17 protein-coding genes are annotated in these 18,585 nt (G+C 58.2%); 13 read left to right on the top strand and 4 right to left on the bottom strand.

Annotated elements, in window-relative coordinates; all coding sequences use genetic code 11:
* The first annotated feature begins 47 nt into the window (after positions 1 to 47).
* Both H6G52_RS07615 and H6G52_RS07610 read left to right on the top strand, forming a co-directional pair.
* A complete protein-coding gene (locus H6G52_RS07615; protein ID WP_190527494.1) occupies positions 48 to 1,454 on the top strand; it encodes a hypothetical protein in 1,407 nt (468 codons plus the stop codon).
* A gap of 71 nt (positions 1,455 to 1,525) precedes the next feature.
* Positions 1,526 to 2,731: a VWA domain-containing protein gene (locus H6G52_RS07610; RefSeq protein ID WP_099533619.1), complete on the top strand. Its 1,206-nt coding sequence runs from the start codon at positions 1,526 to 1,528 to the stop codon at positions 2,729 to 2,731.
* A gap of 213 nt (positions 2,732 to 2,944) precedes the next feature.
* Here the strand turns inward: H6G52_RS07610 and H6G52_RS07605 are convergent, their stop codons facing one another.
* From H6G52_RS07605 to H6G52_RS07595, 3 genes are all read right to left on the bottom strand, one after another.
* A complete protein-coding gene (locus tag H6G52_RS07605; protein WP_099533620.1) occupies positions 2,945 to 3,502 on the bottom strand; it encodes a glutathione S-transferase family protein in 558 nt (185 codons plus the stop codon).
* 90 nt (positions 3,503 to 3,592) lie between these two features.
* Positions 3,593 to 3,805 (bottom strand): hypothetical protein, encoded by a 213-nt coding sequence (locus H6G52_RS07600; protein ID WP_099533621.1) that lies wholly within the window; start codon positions 3,803 to 3,805, stop codon positions 3,593 to 3,595.
* 333 nt (positions 3,806 to 4,138) lie between these two features.
* Positions 4,139 to 5,155 carry a thioredoxin domain-containing protein gene (locus tag H6G52_RS07595; RefSeq protein ID WP_190527493.1) on the bottom strand — a complete coding sequence of 339 codons (1,017 nt, stop codon included), beginning with the start codon at positions 5,153 to 5,155 and terminating at the stop codon, positions 4,139 to 4,141.
* A gap of 141 nt (positions 5,156 to 5,296) precedes the next feature.
* Between H6G52_RS07595 and leuB the strand changes: the two genes are divergently transcribed.
* On the top strand, positions 5,297 to 6,388 hold the full coding sequence (leuB, locus tag H6G52_RS07590; RefSeq protein ID WP_190527491.1) for a 3-isopropylmalate dehydrogenase: 1,092 nt from the start codon (positions 5,297 to 5,299) through the stop codon (positions 6,386 to 6,388).
* Positions 6,389 to 6,554: 166 nt separating this feature from the next.
* The gene (locus H6G52_RS07585; protein WP_190527489.1) at positions 6,555 to 7,373 is read left to right on the top strand and encodes a TlyA family rRNA (cytidine-2'-O)-methyltransferase; all 819 of its coding nucleotides are present in this window, start codon (positions 6,555 to 6,557) and stop codon (positions 7,371 to 7,373) included.
* 733 nt (positions 7,374 to 8,106) lie between these two features.
* Here the strand turns inward: H6G52_RS07585 and H6G52_RS07580 are convergent.
* Positions 8,107 to 8,490, bottom strand: a complete 384-nt coding sequence (locus tag H6G52_RS07580) for a hypothetical protein (protein ID WP_099533624.1) — start codon at positions 8,488 to 8,490, stop codon at positions 8,107 to 8,109.
* A gap of 354 nt (positions 8,491 to 8,844) precedes the next feature.
* Here H6G52_RS07580 and H6G52_RS07575 point away from each other — a divergent pair, with 354 nt between their 5' ends.
* From H6G52_RS07575 to H6G52_RS07535, 9 genes are all read left to right on the top strand, one after another.
* Positions 8,845 to 10,104: an extracellular solute-binding protein gene (locus H6G52_RS07575; protein WP_190527487.1), complete on the top strand. Its 1,260-nt coding sequence runs from the start codon at positions 8,845 to 8,847 to the stop codon at positions 10,102 to 10,104.
* A 138-nt stretch (positions 10,105 to 10,242) separates the two neighbouring features.
* A complete protein-coding gene (locus tag H6G52_RS07570; RefSeq protein ID WP_190527485.1) occupies positions 10,243 to 11,616 on the top strand; it encodes a hypothetical protein in 1,374 nt (457 codons plus the stop codon).
* 58 nt (positions 11,617 to 11,674) lie between these two features.
* Positions 11,675 to 12,220: a 4'-phosphopantetheinyl transferase superfamily protein gene (locus H6G52_RS07565; RefSeq protein ID WP_190527483.1), complete on the top strand. Its 546-nt coding sequence runs from the start codon at positions 11,675 to 11,677 to the stop codon at positions 12,218 to 12,220.
* 644 nt (positions 12,221 to 12,864) lie between these two features.
* Positions 12,865 to 13,134 (top strand): PipX family protein, encoded by a 270-nt coding sequence (locus tag H6G52_RS07560; protein ID WP_099533635.1) that lies wholly within the window; start codon positions 12,865 to 12,867, stop codon positions 13,132 to 13,134.
* A gap of 72 nt (positions 13,135 to 13,206) precedes the next feature.
* A complete protein-coding gene (locus tag H6G52_RS07555; RefSeq protein ID WP_190527643.1) occupies positions 13,207 to 13,875 on the top strand; it encodes a YggS family pyridoxal phosphate-dependent enzyme in 669 nt (222 codons plus the stop codon).
* 668 nt (positions 13,876 to 14,543) lie between these two features.
* The gene (locus H6G52_RS07550; RefSeq protein ID WP_099533630.1) at positions 14,544 to 15,245 is read left to right on the top strand and encodes a cell division protein SepF; all 702 of its coding nucleotides are present in this window, start codon (positions 14,544 to 14,546) and stop codon (positions 15,243 to 15,245) included.
* A 177-nt stretch (positions 15,246 to 15,422) separates the two neighbouring features.
* The gene (gene proC, locus H6G52_RS07545; RefSeq protein WP_190527481.1) at positions 15,423 to 16,256 is read left to right on the top strand and encodes a pyrroline-5-carboxylate reductase; all 834 of its coding nucleotides are present in this window, start codon (positions 15,423 to 15,425) and stop codon (positions 16,254 to 16,256) included.
* A 79-nt stretch (positions 16,257 to 16,335) separates the two neighbouring features.
* Positions 16,336 to 17,040, top strand: coding sequence for a M15 family metallopeptidase (locus tag H6G52_RS07540; protein WP_190527479.1), 705 nt, complete (start codon positions 16,336 to 16,338; stop codon positions 17,038 to 17,040).
* A 198-nt stretch (positions 17,041 to 17,238) separates the two neighbouring features.
* Positions 17,239 to 18,297 carry a hypothetical protein gene (locus H6G52_RS07535; RefSeq protein WP_190527477.1) on the top strand — a complete coding sequence of 353 codons (1,059 nt, stop codon included), beginning with the start codon at positions 17,239 to 17,241 and terminating at the stop codon, positions 18,295 to 18,297.
* The last annotated feature ends 288 nt before the right edge of the window (positions 18,298 to 18,585 follow it).

The raw sequence follows: 18,585 nt of genomic DNA, 5'->3' as shown, positions 1-18,585 counted from the left end.
TGCCTGGTATTTCCCTAGGGTTGCAGTGCTTTTTGGAGAAGTGATTTGTGAAGAATCAAAAGATTGTTGAAGCGATGCCTGGCTACCGCTGGGAAATTGATGGAGCCAATTTCGTTAAGGTCGTCTATCGCCAAGATTCAGACCTGGTTGTTTTTGCTGATCAGGGCATTTGCCACTATCGGTTTGAGGACGATGGTGAGCGGTTGATGGAGTTTTTGGACGCACAATCGTTGGTGGATGTGGGCACGGTCACGGATGGTGGTTGGCTGGATGTCACGCCCAGTGTTGTGATTCCCTGGAGTTCAACCGCAGAAACAACCAACACAACAGCAGATTCTTCTACCTCAGCACCGTCCACCCCAGGAAAGGCCTACACCTTTCGGGTACTGAACAACGACGGCACTGAGTTTGGAAAAGGGTGCTTTACCCTAGGGGATGGCAGCGAGTCTTCGGTGGAATATCGCCGGGGCAGTGCGGAAACCTTGACGGCGTTTTGGTATCGCGACCCGATCGTCGGTGTGTTGGATCTCAGTGCTCTGTTGAGCTTGAGTTTCAGCGATCGGGCAGGCGAGCAACAGTTTCAGTTCAATGCCTGGGCCCAGCCAGACTTCGATCGGGGCTTGGTGGCCGGTGGTGCAACGCCGGATCAACTGGGTCATGTGTCTGCGCACCGGGGAGCGACGGAAGACGGAAGCTGTCAAGGGCGCAAGTTGGAGTGGGTGGCGATCGGGCAGCCCACGATCGAGGTCATCGAAGAAGATGGCGTGACGATCCCGCTGGTGGACTTGGTGGTGGCGATCGACTCCAGCGTTTCCATGAAGGACGAAGCGGTGGCGCTGGATGCGGCCGTTTCCGCCGCGATCGAGGCGGCTCGGGCCCATTGCCCCTCTGACTTGCGAGTGGTCTATCTGGGCATTGAAGGCACGTTCCGAGACACCCGTTTTAATCAATCCATTCGCAAATACCTGACCACAACGGCCAAAGTGGCGGAGGCCGAGTTGCGGGGTCGCCAACGCGGCACGGTGGCCGGCGGCGGGGCCCAAGAAGACGGCGCAAGGGCGATCGAGGATCTGAGTCGCCATTTTGACTGGCGGCCGGGGGCTGGGCGGGCCCTGTTCTTCCTGGGTGATGAGTCCCTGGATGGCGGGAACCAGGATGGCAAGCAAGATCAAGGAGACATCGAAGCCGCCAACCTCGCGATCGCGGTGGCCAAGGAAGCTGGCGTGCGGGTGCATACCTATCTTGGAACTTCCTCGGTGAAGGACAGAGTGCGCCGGGAAATTGAAGGGGAATACGCCAGGGTGGCTCGGGAAACGGGCGGTCAATCCTTCACCTCCCAGGATGCGCTGCGGGGCTTCCAAGCCCTGTTGCAAGACGTGATTTGCGGCAGCAAGCCCGCACCGCGCCGCATTGAACATCCCTTCTGTTGCTGCCAGGCCTACGTTGAATCCTAGGGGTTCACCAGTCAGCGGTCTGCCCAACGTTTCACGATCACCAAGCCCAAACCTCACAGGAATTTGCTGCTATGCCTCAGGTCACGAGTTTCGTTTTTCACACCTTGAATCCGGATGGTTCGGTTTATGGCCGGGGCTGTTTTGCCTATGAAGGGCCGCCGGACGGGGTTGATATTCAATACAACTTCGGCACGTCGGCCGGCGGAACGGCGAATAAGATGCTGTCGTTTTGGTATAGCGACCCGGTGACTGGCACGCTGGATATCAGCGCACTGATTAATTTCAACTGGACGAATGGTTGGCAGGGGGCCCACTATCGGTTTGATTTCAACCTCTGGAACCATCCCTACAACAGCCACGGCATGACCGCTGGCCAAGCCCAACCGAACCGCCTGGGCCCCATTTCCGGTCACCGGGGCAATGGGGATGTTTCAACCCAAAAGCGGCTGCAATGGCCCACTTTGGCTCCGGCCACCATGACCGGCCAGGGCGGCTCCGCCACGCCGGTTCCCGCACCGGCCCCCGTGCCAACGCCCTCGCCCACGGAGGTCTTGACGATTCCCAAGGTGGATCTGGTGGTGGTGATCGATTCCAGCGTGTCGATGAAGGATGAGGCGACGGCCCTGAGTGAGGCGGTGGGCGCGGCGATCGAGGCGGCCAAAACCAGTTGTCCTTCTGACTTGCGGGTGACCTATTTGGGAATTGAGGGGGTGTTTAAGGGAACGCGGTTCGATCGCACCGTGCGCAATTACCTGACGGAAACGGCCAAGGTGTCGGAATCGGTGCTGAAGGGCCGCAAGGTGGGCACGGTGGCCGGCGGCGGGGCCCAAGAGGACGGCGCAAGGGCGATCGAGGATGTGTCCCTGAATTTTGACTGGCGATCGGGCGCATCGCGGGCCGTCTTCTTCCTGGGCGATGAGTCCTTGGAAGGGGGCAACGAGAACGCCAAGCAGGATCAGGCAGACATCGAAGCCGCCAACCGGGCGATCGCCACGGCCAAGCAAACCAAGGTGAAAGTCCACACCTATTTGGGGACTTCCGGTGTGAAGGCCAGTGTGAAAAAAGAAATCGAGGGTGAATATGCCCGTGTGGCCAAGGAAACCGGCGGGCAGGGTTTCACTTCGCAAGATGCCCTGAGCGGTTTCACGGGGCTGCTGCAAAAGGTAATCTGCGGCAGCAAGACGGTGATTCCGGCCCCTGCGCCAACCCCCACGCCAACGCCTGCGCCGGCCGCGCAACCCTTCTGTTGCTGCCAGGCGTTTGTGGAAGGCAAGTAGTTCCTGCGATGCTTGCGATTCCCGTTGCCACCCACCAGCGGGCGATCCGTGTGATCGGGGCGCGATCGAACTAATCCGTTCAGGTTGATGACGAATTGAGCACGAAGCATGGGGGCCGATCGCCCGATCGACCCCCACTTTCCTTTGCGTATTTGTTGGGATTTTTTGTTGAGATCGTGAGGTTGATCCCTATCCGTGGGCTAGCCGTGCTGTCTAAGCTCGCGAGCCGATCGCCTTGTGGAAAGCCGGCCGCTCACTCAGTCGTTTCAGGTAAGCGCCCAGCGCTGGATAGGGCGACAGATCCATCTTCAGCATCATGGGGATGTAGGCCAAAATTGACCCCAGGGCCACATCTGCCACCCCGAAAGTTTCACCCGTGATATAGGACGACTGGCTTAACAGCTCGTTGATGCCGCCCAGCAAGCGCGGAGCTTCCCGATCGCGGTTGGCTTCCACAAAAATTCCGGTGGCAACGGTGGAATTGGCAAACAGCGTCCATTGTTGATCCACTGCCCGTTGCTCCGTGGATTTTTCGGGGCCGTACTTCGCATCCAAGTAGAGCAAAATCGCACCGGATTCCCACAATTTGAAGTCGCCATCTTCAATGGCTGGCACTTTGCCAAAGGGGTTAATCTCCGTCAGCGGTGGTTGGCGGTGTTCGCCGGCCTGCATATCCAGCAAAATGAACTCGTAGTCTAGGCCCAACTCTTCGAGATACCACTGCACGATCGAGGCCCGGCTGCGCGCACCGCCATAAAGCTTAATAGCCATCGAATTTCAGTCCCAGTTTTGATTAATTTGCTCAGACTGAAATTTTAATCATTAACGCAGGGCCCCAACCGAAACCCCCGCCCCGGAGGATTAGCGAGTGCCCGTACCTTGAGTGCGGCTGGGGCCACCGTTGTCGGGAGGCGTGGGCTGGGCGGCTGAGGCGCTTTGGGGCGCGACGGCCGCCACCAGCGCGGCATCGATCGAATGGCCATCGATCGGTTGCATCACGGCGGCCGAACCCAGAATTACGCCCACGAGGGTCAAGCTTTGGCCAATGCGGGTGCAAGTTTGAAGCGCGGTCATGATTCAAGCCCCTGATGCGAGTCGTGAAGGTCAGCCAGGGTCGCGATTGGATTGCGTCGCGCTCCTGATGACTCTTACTGTCGTGGGCGTTGCAAATCCGGAGAGGGGCAGCCGTGAAACTACGGAGGCTGGCCGATCGCCCGATCGCTGAAAGGCTGATCCTCTCGTTGGCGGTGGCGGCGATCCAGCGTCCAGTTTTGTAACTGGTTTTTAGCCATCTCCGCTCTAGGAACCTCCCTTGGAACCGGGGCAGCCTGATATCCAGACCAACCCAAACAAAAGGGGCTGCCAGGGCGATCGCCTAGCAGCCCCCAGCCCCCGAACGGGGCCGGTTTAGAGAGAAGAGGGCGGAATCACCTGCAAGGCCGATCGCACCACATCCGGCGTTTGATCCAGCACCACCCCCAACAGGGCCCCAGTGGAGGTGCGGCTGATGATGGCATCGGCGGCTCCGCTGTTGTCCACATTGCCAGCGGTCACCGTCACATCGGCAATGGCGAAATCTGCCGCCAACAGCACCACATCTCCTTGGCTCACGCTGAGATCCGTAATTCGATCGACCGTTTGCACCCCGGCTCCGGCCACGGCTTCCTCAGCTCGCAGCACAAACAAATCTCGGCCCGCACCCCCCGTCAGCACATCCGTGCCAAAGTCGCCGGACAACACATCATCCCCATCCCCACCCAACAGCGTGTCGTTCTCCCGACCACCCCGCAGGATGTCATTGCCATCGCCGCCCACCAGGGAATCGTTGCCCCGGTTGCCGCTCAGCAGATCATTGCCCAAGCCGCCATCCAGCACATCATTATCAGCACCGCCATTGAGCACATCGTTGGCATCGTTGCCCAACAACAGGTCATTGCCCGCATTGCCAAACAGCACATCCACATCACTGGAGCCAGTCACGGTGTCATTGCCCCCCAAGGCCCGCACCCCACTGGGATATTCACTGAGACTGTTGACGGGAATAACGCGGTTATCGCTGTCGTTGGTCAAGTCCAGAAATTTGGGCCCCGCCAACAAGTTCACGCTGTTGCGGGTGAGGAAGCTGCGTACCTCGTTGCCGGACACTGCACCCACAAACTGATCCGTTGCGCGGCCGCTTTGCACCAAGCGCACATCGGGGGTCGATCGCACCCCCGCCTGTTGCACCAAGCCCACCTCCTGTTGGGTGTTCACCTTGGCCAAAACCACGTCGTAGTTTTTAACGATCTCTTCTAGAACCGGGCTGAGCTGTTGGCAGGCGCTGCAAGTGGGCGAGGAAAAGTACAGAACCACCGGCTTCTCGCTGGATTTGCTCACCACCTCGGTCTGAAAATTTTGGGCTGTGATATCAACTTTGGAATTCATGGTTTAGACCTTTTACTTGATAACCATCAATCATTTGTCTTCACGACTATGCCCTAAGTTGTCAGGAAAATCTCCCATGGAAAGGGCCGCCTCCCGTCCTATGATGAAATCCGTTCAACCCTCCCGACATTTGACCGACCCGTGACCCAGACCTATCGCATTGCGCTGTTGCCCGGTGATGGCATTGGCCCCGAAATTACCCGCGTTGCTGTTCAGGTGCTCGAAACCGTCGCCCAAAAGATTGGGGTGACCTTTGAGTTCACCGAAGCGCCGATCGGGGGCTGCGCGATCGACCAAACCGGCGAACCCTTGCCCGCCAGCACCCTGGAAATTTGCCGCAACAGTGACTCGGTGTTATTGGCGGCGATCGGCGGCTACAAGTGGGACAGCTTGCCCAACGCCCAACGGCCCGAGCGCGGCCTGCTGGGGCTGCGGGCCGGTTTGGGTCTGTTTGCCAATCTGCGGCCGGCAACGATTTTGCCCCAGTTGGTGGATGCCTCGACCCTCAAGCGGGAAGTCGTCGAAGGTACGGACATTATGGTGGTGCGCGAGCTGACCGGTGGCATTTACTTTGGGCAACCGCGCGGCATCTTTGAGGGCGAAAACGGCGAAAAGCGCGGCGTAAACACGATGGTTTACTCCGAAGGCGAGGTCGATCGAATCGCCCGTGTGGCCTTTGAAACCGCCAAGCGTCGGGGCAGCAAGCTTTGCTCGGTGGATAAGTCGAACGTGTTGGAAGTGTCGCAACTGTGGCGCGATCGGGTGACGGCCGTGGCTGCGGACTATCCCGATGTGGAGTTGTCTCATCTCTACGTGGACAATGCGGCCATGCAGTTAGTTCGCGCACCGAAACAGTTCGATACGATCGTCACGGGCAACCTGTTTGGCGACATTCTTTCGGATGCGGCAGCGATGTTGACCGGCAGTATCGGCATGTTGCCCTCGGCCAGCTTGGGCGAACCGGGCAAGCCGGGTGTGTTTGAGCCGGTGCATGGTTCCGCGCCGGACATTGCGGGCCAAGATAAGGCGAATCCGTTGGCCCATGTGTTGAGTGCGGCGATGATGTTGCGCTACGGGTTGGATCTTCCGGAGGGCGCTGACCGGATTGAAAAAGCTGTGAATGAAGTGCTCGATCGGGGTTTCCGCACGGGTGACATCATGTCTGAAGGCAAGACCCTGGTGGGTTGCACGGCCATGGGTGAGGCCCTGATCGCGGTGTTGAACGAGGCGTAGGCGTATCGACTCGGAGGGCGCATCGGGCGCATCGAACCGGAGGGCGCATCGAACCGGAGGGCGCACTGCCGTGCGCCCCTACAGACCGGAAATATTGGGTAGGGGCGCACCGCTGTGCGCCCAAATCCAGGATCTTGGCAAAAATCCCTTAATTTCGGTTGATTGGGTGGCAAAAACGGGCAAACAACGATTAGATGCGCTGTTGGTGAGTCGCGGGTTGTGCGAGTCGCGCCAGTTGGCCCAACGGTGGATTCGGGCCGGCGAAGTGCGGGTCGATCGCACCTGCATCGACAAGCCCGGAACCCTGATTGCCGAAGATGCCGAAATTGAAGTGGCGGCCCGATCGCGCTTTGTGTCCCGGGGTGGTGAGAAGTTGATCCACGCCCTGGAGGCCTTCCCGATCGATCCCACGGGCCGAGTTTGCTTGGATGGCGGCATTTCCACGGGTGGCTTCACCGATTGCCTGTTACAGGCGGGTGCGGCCAAGGTCTATGGCGTGGATGTGGGCTATGGGCAGGTGGCCTGGAGCCTGCGCCAGGATCCGCGAGTGGTGTTGCGCGAACGCACGAATCTGCGCCACCTGACCCCGGCGGAACTTTACGGGCCCGATGATCCGATGCCCGATTTGGGTGTGGCGGATGTGTCGTTTATTTCCCTGACGAAGGTGTTGCCGGCCCTGTGGGCGCTGTTGCAACCGCCGCGCGAGGTGATTTTGCTGGTGAAGCCGCAGTTTGAAGTGGGGCGCGATCGCCTGGGCAAAAACGGCGTGGTGCGCAATCCGCGCGATCGGGCTGAGGCGATCGCCACGGTTTGGCAAGGGGCCGAGGCGATCGGTTGGCACTACGGCGGCCTGGTGCGATCGCCCATTACGGGCCCGGCGGGCAATGTGGAATTTTTGCTGTGGTTGCGTGACGCGGAAATTGCGGGGCGATCGGCTCCCGATTTGGCAGAATTTTTGGCCGTGGTGCAAATGGCCGACAACTGAGCCAACAACTAAGCCAAAACCAATCAAATCAAGTTAGATCAAGAATTCTGTCCCAAAATCCTGTCCGAGAGTCCGGATCGGGATGCACAGCGGTGCGCCCCGATCCATCATCCCGTCCCATCATTTTGGACTGAGCAGCAACGCTGATTGTTCAAAATTTTGCAGGACTTTGCAGGGCTGTTCAGGGCTTTCAGGGGGCGATCGATCGCAACCAAAGCGCCCCTGAACCGGCCATTGGCATCACATCCCCCCTTTGAGCCAGAGGGTAAGCAGCCACATAATACTTTGTAAAGTCTTCCCACCGATTTGCTAAGGAAGTCAGAGGGTGATTACGAATTCTGGAGTAACCACTGAGCTTGCAGGTTCCAGAATTGAATATTGCGCACCGATCGTGATCGATCAGCCCTGGTAGGCTCTGTAATTGCTGAGGCCTGATGCGTAAAGCATGGGCAATGGTTGGGGATCTCTAACAGAATTACTTCCACGCGATCCGCTGATCCCACAAAATTCAGAGAAATTCCTTCAAGAAACCTTCAAGGATCTGATCAAGTTTTTGATCACAAACTAACAGCAGTAGTCTCAAAGTTGCCCCTCTGGGAGATGAGAAAGGCATGATAAAGTTGACCCAAATCCGAACCGTCATCGGCGAATGACTGCCAATTTCAGACTTGCCTACAATCGGATTGAGGCCAAGGCAAAGGGTCGATCGACTCGTTGCTTGGAGGCATCCAAGTTAATGGATCCGTCGCGAAAGGAGTTGTTCCTCTAAGTCGGCAATCCGATTGTAGGCAGCAGTTAATTGAGCCATTAACCGTTGCACTTGAATTTCCGGCGTGAGTTCCTTATCGCCCGCGCGATCGCTCGGTTCCCGATAGCTATCATCGATCAGAATATCTTTATATTCAGCATTCAGATCAGCCATGGAATGGAGGATAGGGCTGGGGGAATCAACCAAGGCTGCACCCCGTTGAAGAATTTGAGCCATTGGTTCATGTAAGGACGATGACTCTTCGGAAGAAACACGACTTGCTAAGCGTCCCAAGAGTGTTTCAATCGACTGATGTAGCGCATCGAGCTTGTGGTTGAGGAGTGTAATTTGATCTTGCAATGGTTCCATAGGAGGTCAGCGCATGGTTTTAGATTGCACTGGCGGAGGCTTGTGTTTTTATCGTAAATAACCCATCCTCAAAAGTTCAGCAATCGCTGAATCATTTAACGATTATCCGCATGGTAGATTGTGCAGGATATTGTTGTTTTGGAAAGTGTTTCGCATTTTTCCAAAGAATGATCTTTTAGAAAAATATGCACAAAAAACTTGTCAAAACTTTATAAAACTTCAAATATCGAGAGTTGATCGCTAAAATGACCTGGCAAAACACTGCGCAATGAATGCGCGATGAATGCGCCATTAACGGACAAGCGACGCGCAAGTCGCATCAATTTCGCATCAATTAAGGCAATCTAGGCGGCCATGGCTTTGCAAAATCCCGAGGCAAGGGCGGAGTTGAAGGGGAATCGATCGCCCGGAATGGCGGTGGATCTGGAGCCTCGGTGGGGGCGGCGGCAGTGGTTGCTCGGCACGGGGGCGATCGCGGCGGGCCTGTTGCTGGGGGGCTGTGGGCGGCGCAATCCCAACGATTTGACCGTGCTGGCGATCGAAAATACGGTTCCTGCCCAACTGCTCCAAGCCTTTCAGCGGCTGGCGAATGCGCAGGGAGCCACCCGAGGCATTCACCTGACTTTGCTGGATCAGGCGGAATTGTTGATGCAACAGTTGCAAGACTGGCAACGGGATCCGGCGGGAACCACCATTGGCCAAGGTGATTGGCGATCGTGGATTCCGTTTTTGCGGCCGGCAGGGGCGGGGCCGGTGGGGTTAACGGGACTGCTGGGCCATGAATGGCTGGCGGGGGCAGTGCGGCGCGGTTGGATCCAACCCTGGCCCGATCGCCCGGCGGGGGTAACTTTGGGCGATCGCTGGCAGTCCGTCATCCAACTCAATCGCCAAGGATTGCCTGATCGCGCCGGATCCCTGTGGGGAATCCCCTACCGTTGGGGAACGACGGTGTTGGTTTACCGGCCCGATCGGTTTGCGGCCTTGGGATGGGAACCGCGCGATTGGGCGGACTTGTGGCGGCCGGAGCTGCGGGGCAAGGTGGTGCTGCTCGATCGGCCTCGGGAGGTGATTGGTCTGGCTCTGAAGCGATTGGGGCGATCGTATAACGAAGCTCAACCCCAGTCCGTAACCGGCTTGACCGCTGCTTTGGCGGCCCTCAATCAACAGGCCCTGATCTATGCCACTCAGGATTATTTGCAACCGCTGCTGTTGGGGGATGCTTGGGTGGCCGTGGGTTGGTCCCATGAGGTGGTGACGGCCCTGGCTCGCCAACGGAGTTTGCGGGCGGTGGTTCCCCAGTCGGGCACGGCCCTTTGGGCGGATCTGTGGGTGCGGCCGGTTCATGCGGCTCCGGAATCGCTGGATTTGGCGACCCTGTGGGCCAGTCTTGCTTGGCGATCGGACATTGCCCAAGGGTTGGCCGGGTGGTTGGATGCGGCTCCGGCTCCTTGGCTGGAGGGCGATCGAACGGCTATGACAGCCAGCGTTCAGCGGGATGTGTTGCTGCCGACACCTGAGCAGCTCGATCGCTGCGAACTGTTGCAACCGTTGCCGATCGAGTCGCTACGGCAATATCAAGACCTGTGGGTGGCAATGCGTCGATCGGTTGCTTAAGCAATCTCAGGCTCAGCCCAACGGCCCGAACCGGTTGGGATCGGCTCAAACCCAAGCTCAAACCCAGACAGCTTCCCTATACTGGGAACAGCACTGAGCAAAACCGCAAAAGACCCAGAGCGGCTGATTTATAGACCTATGGCTGCTGTGCCCGCGATCGAATCTGGCTTGTTAGAAGCCGTTGAGCAACTGAACTACCGTGTCACCGTGGCCGATGTGGCTGCCCAAGCAGGTTTGGATTTAAACCTGGCGGAACGGGGACTGATGGTGTTGGCGACTTCGGCCGGCGGTAACCTGCAGGTGGCCGAGTCCGGTGACGTGGTTTACGTCTTTTCCCGCGACTTTCGCGACATCCTGCGCAACAAGTACTGGCAACTCCAACTTCAGGAAACCTGGGCCAAGATTTGGAAAGTCCTGTTTTACCTGATTCGGCTGTCCGTTGGCATTGTGCTGGTGCTGTTGATTGCGGCGGTGCTGGTGGCGATCGTCGTCGCTTTGGTGGCCCTCAGCAGTTCTCGGGACAGCGATAGTGATAGCGGTGGTGGCGGCGATTCGCGGGGGTCTGGCTCCAGCTCGGGCAGTTGGAATATTGGTTTCCCGATCGGGGGCGGCTACTATGGCTGGTCCGATTGGATTTGGATCTGGTGGCCCGACTACGACAACTACGCTTACCAACGGCGACGGGAAAAGCCCGATCTCAACTTTTTAGAGGCGATCTATTCCTTTCTGTTTGGGGATGGCAACCCGAATTTGTATTTGGAAAAGGAACGTTGGCAACTGATTGCCCAAGTGATTCGCCAAAACCAAGGGGCGGTGGTGGTGGAACAGGTGGCCCCCTATCTGGAACTGCCCGATCGGGCAATGCCCAAGGCTCAAGACCTGGACGAAGATTGGATGTTGCCAGTTTTGGTGCGGTTTAATGGCCATCCCCAGGTGACCGATCGCGGCGAAATTATCTATCAGTTCCCCGACTTGCAAACCACCGTGCAGGATTTGGCCGATCTGCCCGAAACCCTGCCGCGATTCCAGTCGGAGCGTATCTATAACTTCAGTCGCGCCAGCTCGGGGCAACGGGCCGGGGCGATCGCCCTCGGGGTGGTGCTGTTGGTGTTGTCCTTGGTGTTAGGGGGGCTGATTGCGGCGGGGGATGCGGCAACCTTTGGCAAGGCCTATGGGTTCTTGCGCTTTACCTGCCTGTTGGGATTGGGCTACAGCGGCGCATTTTTGAGCATCCCGGCGGTTCGCTGGTGGGTGATTTCGGGGCGCAATCGGGTGATCGAGCGGCGCAACCAGCAGCGCAGTGCCCTGGCGGATTTGGTGACCCATCCCGATCCAGACTTGGCTCACAAGCTGGCTGCCCGACAACAACTAACCCAAGCCCGCAACCAAATCACCGATCGAGATTTGACCTACACCACAGAAATGGACGTGACGGAGCAAGAAGCCCTGAACCCGGAAGCGGTCGATCGGGCCTGGCAGCAGCGGCTGAACTCCGCTGGCTCTGCGGACTAGGCAGGGGGCAGGGATTGGGGTTTAGATTTCGGGTTTGGACTTTGGATATTAGGTCGCCGTGTTTTATCTGGGTACTGACTTGGTTTATATCCCCCGCATCCGAGCAGCCCTCGATCGATTCGGGGGCCGCTTTCTGCAACGGGTCTATACTCCCCAGGAACAGCGAACTTGTTGGCGATCGCTGGCTCGATCGATCCCCTGGGAAACCCTCAATCCCGAAACTCTGCTGAACAATCACCTCACGCCCGATGTGGTGAACCGGTTGGCGGGTCGTTGGGCCGCCAAAGAAGCCGTGGTCAAGGCCCTGGGCACAGGCTGGTATGGAGTGGGTTACAAGGATGTGGAAATTACCCGCCGGGCCACGGGCGAACCGGGCGTTTGTTTGCATGGCCGGGCCCTGGCCGCCCTCGATCGCCGCTGTGCCCTCCATTGCCAAACCCATCCCGTCGCTGCCAGTGCTGGGCCCGAAGCCCATTGGCAAGTCAGTTTCAGCCACGATCGGGACTATGCCACCGCTTCCGCCATTCTGGTTTGTGGATCGGGGTCTGGCTCTTTGGGCCCAGCTCCCAAGGCAACCCGCACAGGATCGGATGTTGAATGTTGAATATTGGATTAGGTATTGGATCAGAGATTGAATTGGGCGTTGTCTCTGGGGGTGAAAATCTGGGGTGGAATTCGACGGATCCTGAGAAAGTTAGCCCGCCGTAACATTTCCCTGAAACCGCAGCATCTTGGGTTCCGGGATGATCCTGACCATGAAAACGGTTCTCGCCCCGGCCCCACGGCTCAACATTAGGTAGCCAAACCATCCAGAATCGGATCTGGGGGCCGATCGAGCCGATCGCCCCCACAAAGCAGCAAACCCAGGCAATGATTGTGTTTGATTGATCCCCGGTTTCTGATCCCGGCGCAGTGATCGGAATTAAGAATTTCAACCGAATTGGGCTGAATTTGGGTCAAACCCCGATCGAATCTCGACCCAAAATCCCGATCGCCCGTTAGCAACGCCTTGCAAAATCCCTGGAAATTGGAGAAACCCCGTAGAGATTTCACAGGCTATCCCGGCGAAAGGCGATCGCATTCCGATACTATTAACTGTTCGATGCAACTGTTCGACACGAACGTTTTGCTGCGTCATGATTTGATGGCAATCTGCACGCCATAAACTAACCCGATCGCACTTCCTTGGCCATCCCGAGCCAAGCGCTCTGGGTGGCCGGCTTGCTGTCCTACCCCACTAGAGCTGGAATGAGCCTCGAAGCCTATCTAAATCACCCCACGTTTGGGTTATTGCTGATGATTTGTCGGCTGGAAAACAGTCGCGAATTATTTACGACGCTATACGCCCATCGTCTGTTCTTTTTGGTGTCGATCGCGGAGACGGGCCTCCGGTTTGAACCGGTTACCCGCAGCGATGCCCGAACCATGGTCGAGGTCAGAATGCGAGCGCTTCAGCGCAATGGCAACCGGGAGGAATATCAAGCGGTGCGGGCCGCCTACCAGCGCACCTTCCAGTAAAATCGCCTTACGAATCATCCTGTTGCCATGAGTGCGCCGTCTATGTCCCAGGATTGGGTGCAGGCTTTGGCTATGCTGCCCCGTTTGTCCCAGCGGGTCGAGTTTTTGCGCGATCATTTGCCGGACTCGGTGCGATTCATGGCCGTTTCCAAGACCTTTGGCCCCGAATGTGTGCGAGAAGCCTATGAATGCGGGATTCGGGACTTTGGGGAAAATCGCGTGCAGGAAGCGGCAGAAAAACGCGCCGCCCTCAGTGACCTGACGGATATTCGCTGGCACTTAATTGGCCAACTGCAAAGCAACAAGGCCAAAAAAGCCCTGGAACTGTTTGAGTCGATTCATTCGGTCGATCGACTGGAGTTGGCCCAACGGCTCGATCGCTTGGCCGCCGAGCGCGATCGCCCACCCCAAATTTGTCTGCAAGTGAAGTTGCGGCCCGACCCCAACAAGGCCGGTTGGTCGCCGAGTGAACTGCAAGCGGCCTTGCCCGAGCTGGATCGGTTAACCCATCTGCAAATTCGAGGATTGATGGCAATTCCTCCCCTGGGCTTAAGCGAAGCGGAATTAGCGGACTTTTTTGCCGAAGCCCGATCGCTGGCGGATCAAATCCAAGCCCAACCTTGGCAACGCTTGGCCATGACGGAGCGATCGATGGGCATGTCTAACGATTGGCCGATCGCCCTGCAAGCGGGAGCCACCATGATTCGCCTAGGACGAACCCTATTTGGCGATCGGGCCTAGATTCCTCACCCATTGAATTGAGGAGATTGCACAAAAAATTCCCCAACCATTCAGCAAGATCTGTCAAGATCTGCCTGAAAGTGGCCAATTTTGACCCGATCGACCACTGATCTTCGTGAATGGTGACCATAGGTAACCGCCAACCCCGATCGCTCCCCCTCCGCAGCCCGATCGTCCTTGGCAACCATCCATCCTTCAGCGGCCAACCCGATCATGGTGGAATCAAAAAAATTGGAGTAGACTGTTGACCAAAAAATGGGCGGCCAATCAATAATATGGCTCCTTTTGAATAGCTCATTGGGGTGCTGATTGGGGAATTTGGGTCTGGATTCAGAATTCAGACCTTTCAGCAGGCGGCTTTTAGTCCAGTCTGATAAAATCGGGGCGACCTAAACCCCAACCCATTCAACAATCATTGAACAGCCCCGCGCTGGAACCCCATTTTCAAGACAACAAGCGCTAAAAACGCTGAAGGTGACGATCAATCCCGCCGGAAGCAATGATGCAACTCTTGTGGTCAATGGCGGTTTAAATGGTGGTTAATGGTGGTTCATCGAGGAGTGGATGTTAGGCAACCAAGCCGACGGAGTTTTGGCGGCGTTCAATCAGCCCCTAGAAACTCGTCGGTACTCCAGCCCCCAACGTGGTTAGTAAGTGGAGAGGACGAGGTGAACGCTATTTTTACGAAACTTCGGGATTTTGTGGGTCTGGGTGATCCAGTGGAATACGATTACGACTACGACGAAAACGATAGCAATAACAATGGCTACCGTGGTTCGTATCAGCAACCAGCGGCGGAATCCCAGCCCGCTGCGGCTCCCACGGATGAGGCCAACGCCCGCCGTAGCCGTCGCTATGCCGCCGTTGCTGATGCATCCGCTTCGTTGGCCGGTGGGTTTCCGGCACCGGCTGCGGCCCGATCGCCCGAGCCGATTGTGCCGCCCAGCCCCCGCGCGACAACTGGAACCCCAACAACTTCTTCTATGAGCAACGTGATTGGTATGCCGGGTGCGGTAAACGGAATTTCCGAAGTGGTGGTGATGGAGCCGCGCTCGTTTGAGGAAATGCCCCAAGCGATTCAGGCCCTGCGGGAGCGGAAGTCGGTGGTGTTGAACCTGACGATGATGGATCCCGACCAGGCCCAACGCTCCGTGGACTTCATCGCTGGCGGAACCTACGCCCTGGATGGTCACCAAGAGCGGATTGGCGAAAGCATTTTCCTGTTCACGCCCAGTTGTGTGCAGGTCAGCACCCACAGCGGTTTGGTGCGCGAAGTGTTCCAAGCTCAGGCTGCGGCCCAGGCTGCCGCTCGCCCTGGCCAAGCCCCCGTTTGGGCAACCGATCGCTTCCAACAGGCCGCCGCTCAGTAGGCCGCCGCTCAGTCGGTTTAATCACGGCTCAATCTTCAACGATCAATCACGATCGAGGGGCCCTTGAACACCGGGCCAAACTGTAGGGCAGTAGTCAATCTATTGCCCTATATTTTTGCCCTTGACCAATCCAATCCGCATCGATTGGATCGAAAAATTCAGCACGAGACAAGGTTTATGACGGATTCTGGGGCCGGTGCGGTTTGGCAGTTGGGCGTAATTGGCGGGGGCGTGATGGCCGAGGCAATTTTGGCCCGGTTGTGTGATCGGGACGTGATTCCTGGAGCGCAAATTTGCGTCAGTGAACCCATGGCCGAGCGCCGAGCGACCCTGGCCGAGCGCTATGGGGTACAGGTCACCGATGACAATCGATCGCTCCTGGCCCAATCCCAAATCGTTCTTTTGGCCATCAAGCCCCAAGTTTTTGCCACGGTGGCGGCCCAGGTGGCCGGTGCTTGGGATCCCGCGCGATCGCCCCTGATCCTGTCGATTTTGGCCGGCACAACCTTGGCCAAACTGGAAGCGGCCTTCGGTGGCTGTCCGGTGGTGCGAGCCATGCCCAACACACCGGCCACCGTGGGCGCAGGGGTCACGGCGATCGCCCCCGGTTCTTTGGCCGAGCAGGCGGCCATGGAACAGGCTCGCCAGATTTTTGGGGCGATCGGACAAGTGGTGGAAGTGCCGGAATCTTTGATGGATGCGGTCACCGGGTTGTCTGGGTCAGGGCCGGCCTTTGTGGCCTTGTTTGTGGAAGCGCTCACCGATGGGGGTGTGGCGGCCGGGTTGCCCCGAGTCACTGCCAGCACCCTGGCCCTGCAAACGGTTTTGGGAACCGCCCAACTGTTGCAAGACAGCCAACTACACCCGGCGATCTTGAAAGATCGGGTCACCAGTCCCGGCGGCACAACGATCGCGGGGGTGGCCGCCCTGGAGCAGGCTGGATTCCGTTCCGCCACCATCGAAGCGGTACGCGCGGCCTGGCAACGATCGCAGGAATTGGGCCGCGCCTAGGGTTCGCCGTTGATGAACCCTCAAGCTTTACCCTCAAGCTCTAGCCTCAGGCTCCGCAACCGCCGCACCCATAAGCCCCATGGCCCTCAAGCCCTATCAAAAAATCCCGATCGCGGACTGTGGCGAACCCCTAGTGCCCATCCCGCCCGATCGCTTCCAGCTCTGGGATCCACATCCCTACGCGGTGTTGGGTGCGCCCTATGGTGACCAATCGCCCTTTTGGGTGCGATCGGGCGTGCTCGATCGGCTGTTGCAGGCCGCCCAATGGTTAGCCCAGCAACAACCGGGCTGGCAACTGGGCATCTTTGATGCCTATCGCCCCTTGGTCGTTCAGCAATTCATGGTGGATTACACCTTTGCCGAATTGGCCCTCATGGAAGGGTTGGATCCCGTTGCCCTGGCGCAAAATCCCCAGCATCCCCAAACCCAAGCCCTGCGATCGCGCGTTAGCCAGTTTTGGGCCAGCCCCAGCGACCACCCCGCCACCCCGCCACCCCACAGCACCGGAGCCGCTCTGGATCTGACCCTGATCGACGCGGCCGGGCAAGTGCTGGACATGGGATCCCCGATCGATGAATGTTCCGATCGCTCATTTCCCGACCACTTCGCCCCAGCCACCGATTCCCAACACCAGCAGTTCCACGCCCATCGCCAACTATTGCGACGGGCCATGGCCGCGGGCGGGTTTGCCCAACATGCCCAAGAGTGGTGGCACTTTTCCTGGGGCGATCAACTGTGGGCCGATCGCACCGGTCAGCCCCTAGCCCACTATGGCCGGGCCTGAGAGGCCGCGCCTAAGGGATCGCGCCTGAGGATGCCGCCCCCCCACGGCAAGACACCATGGGCGAGCCACCATGGGCGAGCCACCGAAAACCAGGTGTATGATTGCGAGAAATGGCGCTTCCGGCCAACAGCAGCCCCCCGGGCCCCTGTTGATTGGGTGAGCAGCCTCCAGGCTTTCAGGCAATTGAACCACCGGTCTATGTCTCAGACGGAATTGTTACTGCTCGCCCGGCAGGGCAATGTAGAGGCGATCGCCACCCTCATGAACCGCAAGTTACAGACGGCGGGGATTGCAGTGGAAGTGAGCCTTGATGGCAATTGCCTAATTTTGAATCTGTTGGGGGCCGATCGCGCCCCCGATCGCCCGGCGCTGATGACCTTTGTTCGCAAGGGCATGAACATCTTGAAGGTCGAACCCGTGGGCGTGGTGCGGGTCTCCGGTTGGGCGGCCGGGGCCGGCGCACCCACCTGGACCGATGCCCTCTACCTGGCCAATGATGGCTCTGGCATGTCCTTGGCCACGCCCCCGTTGAGCGCTCTGGGCCTGACCGGTTCGCCCAGCTACACGATCGCCCCCAGCCCGGCCCCCGCGCCCTCAGAGATCAGCGCCACCTACGATCCGGGGAATACCGGGTTTGTTGCGCCGACCCCCGCGCCCAACCCAGCCCCCGCGCCCCAACTCCCGCCGATTTATCCTGAGCCGACCTATCCCAACCCCGAAGAGGCGATCGACCTAATTCAGCCAGAAAAGGTCTATGAAGATTGGCTGGCGGAAACGGGCCAACTGGGTTTCCCGATGCAGGGGGCAATTCCCAAGCTGGCGGAATTTTTGGTGTATTTCCTGAACGCACCGGAAGAACAGCTCATTGACGTGGTTTCCGTGCGCATTGATGACGGGCCGGCGGTGTTGCTGGTGACCAGTACCCGACTTTGCGCGATCGCCCTGCCCGCTTTTTGGAGCCAGCAACCGGTGCGGGAGCTGGCTGCTTTTGCCTATGGGGGCATTTCCCGCGTGGGTGTGTCCCGCGATGGGCTGGGCATTGAAACCACGTTGGGTAAGCAACTGTTGGCCTATTTCAGCAATCCTGTGTTAGGCGAGGCTTTTGTGAATCGGAGTCTGGTGCGGTTTTGTCCGGTGGAGGCGGATCCCTCGCTACCCAGCCCCAAGGACGAGCGATCGATTCTGTTTTATGGTCTGGCGATTTTGGCGGTGGTGTATCTGCTGATTCTGCTCTTGCATTGGATCTGGGGACGCTAGAACCATGGCCATCATCCCGATCGGGGGGCTGATTCGGCTGGGGACTGGTGGGAGCTTGCCTCGATCGGCTTGAGGATGCCCACGAGGATGCTGGTAATTTCTGGCAAATTACTGAAGATTGAGCGTTGTTGCAGATCTTGGGTGATGGTTTGGATCGAGGATGGGTCGTTTCAGCATGGTTTGAGACTCCAATCGCGATCGGGCGGCTGGGCAATTCAGTCTTGCATTTTTGGGGTGGGTTTGTCGTGATGGGCGATCAGCGCTGATCAAAACAAAAACCGTAGGGTG

The sequence above is a fragment of the Limnothrix sp. FACHB-881 genome (genome assembly GCF_014698135.1).
In the GTDB taxonomy this organism is placed as follows: domain Bacteria; phylum Cyanobacteriota; class Cyanobacteriia; order CACIAM-69d; family CACIAM-69d; genus CACIAM-69d.
This window is presented reverse-complemented; position numbering and strand designations above follow the sequence as displayed.